General features: G+C 62.6%; 8 protein-coding genes. 3 read left to right on the top strand and 5 right to left on the bottom strand.

The window, feature by feature from the left end:
• Positions 1-94 precede the first annotated feature (94 nt).
• A complete protein-coding gene (locus BMZ82_RS38720; protein WP_256252354.1) occupies positions 95-541 on the top strand; it encodes a hypothetical protein in 447 nt (148 codons plus the stop codon).
• 107 nt (positions 542-648) lie between these two features.
• Here the strand turns inward: BMZ82_RS38720 and BMZ82_RS38715 are convergent, their stop codons facing one another.
• Positions 649-990 carry a hypothetical protein gene (locus BMZ82_RS38715; RefSeq protein WP_093782071.1) on the bottom strand — a complete coding sequence of 114 codons (342 nt, stop codon included), beginning with the start codon at positions 988-990 and terminating at the stop codon, positions 649-651.
• Positions 991-1,679: 689 nt separating this feature from the next.
• Here BMZ82_RS38715 and BMZ82_RS38710 point away from each other — a divergent pair.
• Positions 1,680-2,828 carry an ImmA/IrrE family metallo-endopeptidase gene (locus BMZ82_RS38710; RefSeq protein ID WP_093782070.1) on the top strand — a complete coding sequence of 383 codons (1,149 nt, stop codon included), beginning with the start codon at positions 1,680-1,682 and terminating at the stop codon, positions 2,826-2,828.
• 3 nt (positions 2,829-2,831) lie between these two features.
• Positions 2,832-3,320, top strand: coding sequence for a DUF4411 family protein (locus tag BMZ82_RS38705; RefSeq protein ID WP_093782069.1), 489 nt, complete (start codon positions 2,832-2,834; stop codon positions 3,318-3,320).
• Positions 3,321-3,322: 2 nt separating this feature from the next.
• Here the strand turns inward: BMZ82_RS38705 and BMZ82_RS40500 are convergent, their stop codons facing one another.
• The 4 genes from BMZ82_RS40500 to BMZ82_RS38690 form a co-directional block, all read right to left on the bottom strand.
• Positions 3,323-4,168, bottom strand: coding sequence for a DUF6602 domain-containing protein (locus tag BMZ82_RS40500; RefSeq protein ID WP_143099014.1), 846 nt, complete (start codon positions 4,166-4,168; stop codon positions 3,323-3,325).
• A 469-nt stretch (positions 4,169-4,637) separates the two neighbouring features.
• Positions 4,638-5,030, bottom strand: a complete 393-nt coding sequence (locus tag BMZ82_RS38700; protein ID WP_093782068.1) for a hypothetical protein — start codon at positions 5,028-5,030, stop codon at positions 4,638-4,640.
• A complete protein-coding gene (locus BMZ82_RS38695) occupies positions 5,024-5,452 on the bottom strand; it encodes an ATP-binding protein (protein WP_093782067.1) in 429 nt (142 codons plus the stop codon). The genes BMZ82_RS38700 and BMZ82_RS38695 overlap by 7 nt, the downstream gene beginning before the upstream one ends.
• A 109-nt stretch (positions 5,453-5,561) precedes the next feature.
• Complete coding sequence (locus BMZ82_RS38690; RefSeq protein WP_093779322.1) at positions 5,562-7,148, bottom strand: IS1182 family transposase; 1,587 nt, start codon at positions 7,146-7,148, stop codon at positions 5,562-5,564.
• Between the last annotated feature and the right edge of the window lie 73 nt (positions 7,149-7,221).

Below are 7,221 nucleotides of genomic sequence, written 5' to 3'. Positions count from 1 at the left end.
TCCGTACGAAGTCCACGCCGAGTACGAGAAGTTGCGAATCGCCGCGTGAAATGAACGGCCAGAAGCCTGTCCGGAAAACGCGAGGCTCCTCAGGGTGGACTATCTGATACACCAACCGGCTTGGCCCGAAGCGGAAACCCTCGCCGTGGACGACGGCCACTTCATGGGGCCTGGTATGGCCTGGCCAGAACTGTTGTCCGCTGCTCGCCAGACGGCAACAGAAGGCGTTGGCGACGCTGCCGCCCGACTCTTGCTGCTCTTCCCCACACTCGGCGACGCACGGCTTCCTGACGACGCCTCCGCTGCCCTCACCACCGCGCTCGCCGCTCTCACCTTGATCGAAGAGCCCGCCGAAGTGGCAAGGATGCTCCTTGAGGACCAGGGGCAATGGGCCCCCGCTCATTGGAGGCCGGCAGACGGCGTCTGGATCAACGACGGTGGGCACTCCTACCGAAACCCCAGCAACGCCTTCACTCTGCCCGAGGGGCGCCTTCTGGAGATCAGTAGCGCCCTGAATGGCGGGAACCGAGCACCGCTTTAGGAGTTCGATCACTGCCCGGCCATGCCGTGGATCGGCACGGATTCATCGGCCACCAAGGGACGTGGGCGGCTGTCGGTGTTCGGCACCGTTGATGTCAGGCGTGGATGTCAGGTGAGGTCCTGCAAGGCCCCAGGGATGCTGTCGAACATGCCCGGCGGGAACGACGTCATGCCGAGCTTCTCCATGCCCGCCACCACGGCCGCCAGAGACACGACCTGCCCTAGGGGGCTGTCCTTCTGGATGACGAACACGAACTCATTCTCGGATGGAGGAAGCGTCTTCGGCAGTGTCATCAAGCCGTGCCTGTCAAGCTCCTTGCTGATCTGCTCGCGCAGTGCCGCGCTGAGCCGATCTCTCTCCGGTGCGGCGTACTTCTTGATGAAGCGCATCGAGAGGCGCTTGATGCCGTGGTCCACCTCTACCGCGTTGGCAATCACAGTGAAGTCCATAAGACAATAGATAACTCAGTTAATAGCCGAGTTGCCAAGGGGTCTGCTGTGTGCATGACCCGGGCCCTGCCACAGCAGCAACGATGCGCCGTGGGGCCGGCGCTCTCGGTCTAGCCGGGCAGGTGGGCTGACACTTCGAGTGGGCGTCTGCGCCTCAGCCGACGACAGTCAGCCACGGCGGCGGGTGCGCCGACCGATCGGGCGCGCGTGTGCCTCGCTGCACCCCCACCGGCCTCAGCCACGTTGCCATGTCGTCGACCAGGGCAAGCCGCGCCGGCCGGGCCGTACGACCTCAGGGTCGCCTCCTTAAACCATCAGCTTGGGAAGCTTGGGTTCTCCGGCGGCAGCTGCTCTGCTGACCTGCGGCGGAGCGATGTCAAGGCTCGATGGCCGTGGCTTGGGTTCCCCGGTGCTCTGCAGGGTCTGGCACGCTTCTGGCACATGCTTCATCCGCTTCGTCGGGCGCTTGCACGTCGTGGGTGTCCGTCAAGGTCACTGGCTCAGGACCATCGGTAGATGGCTAGAGGCGAGTGGGGTTGCCCAACGGGAGGGGTCTGCTCAGGTGACGCACACGCCGGCTGCTTCCTGGAGGACCGCCCTGAACGGCCGTTCGAGGGTCTCCCTGACAACCCCAACCAACTGGGACCTATGGCTGTGCCTCTGTCAGACGCACACCGTACAGTTGAGACATGGCGGGGAAGCTGGCACCGATCAACCCGGATGTCCTGGACTGGGCAGTCCGGGAGTCAGGCCTTACTGAGCGAGAGATTGCAGCTAGCTCCAGGATCCCGGAAGAGCGTCTGCATGCCATCCTGAGAGATCATGAACAGCCCATGACGGGCGAGTTTAAAGCACTTGCAAAAGCACTGGCTCGGTCGACGGCGTTCTTCTTCCTTCCTGCACCTCCGCAGAAAGAGAAGAGTCTGACCTCTTTCAGGTATCCACCTGGTAGAAGGAATGAACAGTCTCTGCACTTTACTGAGCGATCAGCTCTGCGCAGTGCGCTGCGGTGGCAGAAAATTGCCGCCTGGATTCGACAGCAATCGGCAGTCGAACCGGCCAATCTTCCTCGAATCGGGGAGACTGGAAGTCCGGTTAATGCTGCTTCCGTTCTGTCCTCTTGGCTGCAGTGGCATGTGAGTCTTCAGAAGAAGACCACAAGCTCAAGCGCTGTTTTTAAGATGCTGCGGGAGCGAGTAGAGGACCACGGCGTTGCAGTTATGCAGTTTTCGCTAGGAAGTGAAGCTTGCCGGGGCTTCTCCTTGCCGCATGCAGACTCGCCTATCATCGCAATCAACTCAGCATATAACCCGGCGGCGCGCATTTTTACGCTTCTCCACGAGTTGACTCACCTTCTCCGCGGTGACAGTGCTTTGTGTGGCGACCCGCGGGATGACGGCATCGAGCGTTTTTGTGAGAATACCGCGGCTATCTTTCTCGTTCCAGCCGATGACCTAAATGAGTACGTCAGCAAGTGGCTAAAGACGGCTTACGTTGATGATGTAGACCAAGTGCGGCGAGTGGCTAACTATTACAAGATTAGCCTGAGGGCCGCCGCTATTCGCTTGAAGCAGGTAGGTCGCGCAAGTGCAACCTTGTACGATCAGGTGAACCGCATTGGTGAGTTCGGGGGTGGAGGTTTCAACCCCAATGCGGAGCGTCAAACCACGCCGGTTATTAGAGTGCGTGAGCTCGGGCACGAGCTACCCCGCCTATTGTTCGCTGCTCGGGATGCGGGATCCCTATCCGAGGTAGAGGTAAGGCGCCATCTCGACGTAGATGGAAGCCAGCTCAGCGAGATTCACGAGCGAGTGACTCACTCGCCGATTGAGGCGTGATCCGTGTACGTGATCGACACGGACGCGCTAGTTTCCATGGCGCAACTAGTTCCTGAATCAAACGTAAATCTACTTCTAGAAGAGCTGGTTCCTCTTGTAGAAGAAGGAATGGTTTGCTTCCCAGACCTTGTCATCGCTGAATGCAAGCGCCTAGCTCACGGTGAGAGCGTCGCGTTGTGGGTAAGATCGGTGGCCGGGAGTCGGGTATGTAAGAGCGTTGCTTACTCGTTCACCATTCAAGTGCTAGCAACTGCTCCTGATCTGCTCGACGAGGAAGGCGAGGAAGAGTCGTCGCAGGTAGCCGTCGCTGCAATGGCTCTCTACTTCTCATCTCAGGGGGCTGACGTAGTGGTTGTCACCGAAGACCGCCGACCACTGCCGACACGAGCTTGCCTTGCCGATGCCTGCAAGGAAATGGACGTGAGCGACTTGACGGTACTCGAATTTCTCACTCAGGCCGGCTTGGACTCCTACTTGTCTCCAACCGAGTGATCCTATTGCACATCCAGAGTTTCACGAGCCGTGTCCGTTAGGTAATGAGAAAGAGCCGGGTTCGGAATAACCCCGCGCGCAGAGAGAGCGCGCAACAGTGCGTCGCAAAAAAGCAACAATGCCCTGCCCGGCTCGCCAGCAATGTATCCCACATCTGCCAATTTGGTTACCGGGTATGTGGAGCCATACATTGACAGGGCGGCGTCAGCAGGTGGCTTCTGCACCTTGATCCAGGAACTTCCCGTGCGACTGCCGCTGTGATTACGTTCATGCAGTGCAACTAGCTCGACATCGTACTTATTCTGATCGACAGTGTCAGGCGATCCGATAATTCCGGGATTCAAGATGCAAATGCAGTCGGCGCGGTTTCCTTCGGGGATTCCGCGCAGATGGCTAGCGACCGTCTTCGGCGAAGCCCATGCCTCGTAGGCTAGGACCCCAAAAAAAGGCGCTTCTCTTGACTCCGCAGGTTTAAGGGTATCAATGCTCACTTTCTTTTCCGCGCAGTCCTTAACTTCATCTGCCGTCAGGGTTGTTTTCACCTCGATTACAGCGTGTACAACCTCGATCGGGAAGATGACCTGAGTTGACTGGGCCATTAGAGTAGGCTGATCTGCCAAGTCGTAGATGATGATGTCCGTTTGTTTAGACCGGCCATTGCCTTTGTCGATGACAACTCCACTTCCGATGCCCAAGCGTCGAGGGATTAGATTTTCCAGGAGTCGGGCTAGGGAAAGTTCGTTTTCTCGCCCTTGCTCGCCTGCGTGTCCGATCAACTTATTGAAGCCGTCGACCTCTGCCTGCAATCGTGACACGGCGCTGGCCCAATACTGCTCGACGATATTCAAAATGCCTACCTCGGATCCGTTTTCTTGCGGACATATTCCTGTGTCTTAAATACCAAAAACCCGCACGGAGAGATTATCTTACGGCCTTCCTCTCGGGTAGATGTTACGCGCGCAGATCTGTGAGCTGAGGTCGGTGGAGCGGCTTTGGGGTGGCGCTGCTTTGGCGCGAGTGATCATGGCCCGTAAGCTTCCGGCGCGTCGGGCAATCTGTGGACCTGCCCGGTAAAGCACGACGTTGGGGCCATGATCTGCGATGCTCGCGCCAAAGTGGCTCCGTAAAGCCGTGGAGCCGACCGCCCCAGCCACGACGTACCCCTTCTCTGGCATCAGGCGGCTGATTGCCATGAGCGCGGCACGGGTGCCGGCCGGGCTGGAGCGGGGCGGAGACTGGAGCGCAGGCCCGGCCGGGGGCCGGGCCGCGCGCGGGGAGCGGAGCGAGCCGCCTTGAACCAGTAGAGAAAGTTGTAACTCAGTCGGTCCTGCGGGGCCTGTGCGGCTTGAAGTCGTATGCGCAGTCTGGGAGTTCGACGCCTTGGCGGTGCGCGAGGGACAGGAAGAGTACTGGTCGCACCGTCCATGTGATGCGCGTGCTGACGTGGGTGATGGACACCGTCCAGGGCTCCCGGCGCAGGAGGGCTCGTCTCGTGTCGATGCGGTGGTCGTGGAGCCGCGTCCACGCTTCTTGGGAGGCGGCCGTGTCGAGGGCGGGTGAAATGGTGCGCAGGATCGTCGCCACCCAGTTGTTCGCCTCGACCGCCGTGTAGGCGTCGAAGGATCCGAAGAGTGCCGGCGGCTGCTGTCCGTCCAGCCTTTCCGTCCAGCACTCGCACCAGAAGCCGGGGCTGGTCGTCGTCTTCAGCATGGGTGCCCTCCTCGTCGTGCGTCTGTGAAGAGCTCCGCGGTGACCGTGTGGCCGCCGTCGCTGTCGTGGATCACGACCCGGTGAGCGATCGCGCTGACCATGCCGAGACCCCGGCCGTGTTCGGCGTCCTGGTCCTGGTGCTCGGCCTTGGGGGCCGTGCCGGTGCCTCCGTCGTCTGTCACCGAGACCGCGACCACCTGCGCCGAGACGGCTACGGCCAGGTGGAAGGTGCCGGAGTCCAGGCCGCTGGCCGTGTGGAGGATCGCGTTCGCGCTCAGCTCGCTCACGATCAGTTCGGCGTCTTCGGCAAGAGGGGAGCCGCGCAGGATGTCGCGCGTCCAGCGGCGGGCCCGGCTGACCTCTTCAGGGAAACCTGGGCAAGACAGTCCCCAGACCCGGGCAGTACTCGTATACTCGTGCATACAAGTTCCTTCATGCTGGTAGGCCGCCATGTGCAGCGGGTTCGGGCTAGAAGACTGCTGAAAATCTTGAGGGTGGGGCTGTCCGGCCGTGGGCCGGGCGGCCCTTGCGCTATGCGATGGCCGGGGTGAGGTGCCAGCTGCCGTTGGCCCGGGTGAGTCCGAGGTTGATGAGTCGGCGGAGGTTGAGGGCGGCGGCGCGGTGGTGGAGCCAGATGTTGTTGGCGATGACGCCGTGGTAGGGGACTCTGCGGTTGCCCTTGGCGACGAGCCAGGCGATGGCCCGTTCAACTGGTGGCCGCCATCTGCGGTATTCGTCCTGCCAGGCCACATCGTTGGCGGCCTGTGCCCGGGCGGCGGCCAGCAGCTCGTGCTGGGGGTGGACGTTGAGCGTGCGCCCGGTCTTGGAGGTGGTGCAGCGTCCGCGCAGGGGGCAGCCGGTGCACAGGCGTTTGAACTGGGCGGTGCGGGCGCCGTCGGCTTTGACCTGTCCGAGGTTGGCGGTGTGTCCGGCCGGGCAGGTCGCGGTGCCGGACGCCGCATCGATGTGGAAGTCGTCGATGGTGAAGCCGCCGGGGACGGCCTGCCGCAGCGGTGGCGGCTTGATCACCAGGGTGTGGCCGTCGGCCTGCAGCTGTTCGCGCAGCCGGCCGGTGCCGTACGCGGAGTCGCCGAGCACGGTTAACTCCTGGCCCTCGTCCTCGTCGGCCAGCAGACCGACGGCGACGGCGGCCTCGTGGTTGTCGGGGCCGTGGCCGCCGGTGGCAGCAATCGCGGTGAACAGCCCGGTCTCCGGCTCGAAGGACGCATGTCCTTTGAAGCCGTCCTGGTGGCGGGTTCGGTTTTTGTGGATGTGCCGTGCGTCCGCGTCGACGGTGGACACGGTCCGGTCCGCGACCGTGCGCCGGGCGATGCGCCAGCGTCCGTCGCGTCCGTCGGAGTCCTCGGCCGGCTCCACGTCCTGGCCCGCGACCAGGGCCAGCAGACCCACCGCGTTCGCCGCCTTCTCGCCCAGGTCCTGTTCGGGCAGGTGTCCGAGCAGGTTGATCGCGTCGGTGACCAGCGCGTCGACCAGTGCGGCGCGCGCTTGCTCGTCGTCCCAGGCGATCCTCGGCTTGCCCGGATCGGTGTAATCGTGCGCCGTGCACCACTGCTGCGCGGTCTCCTCGCCGCCGGGGACCTCGCGGATCACCCGGCGGACCGCGGAGATGATCTGGGTGACGGTGTCCTGGGTGGCCACTGCATCATCAAGGACGGTGGAGTCCAGTGCCCGCCGCCGCTTGCCCTTGAGTACCCCGGTTGAGGCCACGACCTCTTTGACCTTGGTGAAGATCCGCGTCGGGTCGGCCGAGTGACGCAGGCGGCGCCGGAAGTACGTCAGCAGCGACGGATCGAACGCGGTGTCGTACAGGCCGAGTCCGCAGGCGGCCTTCCACCGCAGGTCACAGCGCAGCTCTTGGACCGTCTCGAAGTCCGACAGCCCGTGCAGGCTCTGCAGGACCACCGTCGCGGCCAGCACCTGCGGCGGCAGACTCGGACGCCCGTTGGACGACGGATACATGTCCGCGAACATCGACTGCGGAAACAACACCTCACGGTGCTCGGCGAGGAACGCGAACACGCTCCCGGCCGGGATCAACTCCCGGCAGGTCTCCCACACATCCGGCCCGACCATCTCCCCGGCCCATTCCCCCTGCATGCCTACAAGACTGGCCCCGGACCAGCCGGTCCGGGGCCAGAACGCAAAAGATTTTCAGCAGTCTTCTAGACGA

The organism is Streptomyces sp. yr375 (assembly GCF_900110755.1).
In the GTDB taxonomy this organism is placed as follows: domain Bacteria; phylum Actinomycetota; class Actinomycetes; order Streptomycetales; family Streptomycetaceae; genus Streptomyces.
This window is presented reverse-complemented; position numbering and strand designations above follow the sequence as displayed.

Excerpts from the sequence above, each read along its gene's own strand:
- BMZ82_RS38715 (WP_093782071.1), bottom strand. The coding sequence starts at position 990 with ATGGACTTCACTGTGATTGCCAACGCGGTAGAGGTGGACCACGGCATC.
- BMZ82_RS38710 (WP_093782070.1), top strand. The coding sequence starts at position 1,680 with ATGGCGGGGAAGCTGGCACCGATCAACCCGGATGTCCTGGACTGGGCA.
- BMZ82_RS38700 (WP_093782068.1), bottom strand. The coding sequence starts at position 5,030 with ATGCTGAAGACGACGACCAGCCCCGGCTTCTGGTGCGAGTGCTGGACG.
- BMZ82_RS38695 (WP_093782067.1), bottom strand. The coding sequence starts at position 5,452 with ATGCACGAGTATACGAGTACTGCCCGGGTCTGGGGACTGTCTTGCCCA.
- BMZ82_RS38690 (WP_093779322.1), bottom strand. The coding sequence starts at position 7,148 with ATGCAGGGGGAATGGGCCGGGGAGATGGTCGGGCCGGATGTGTGGGAG.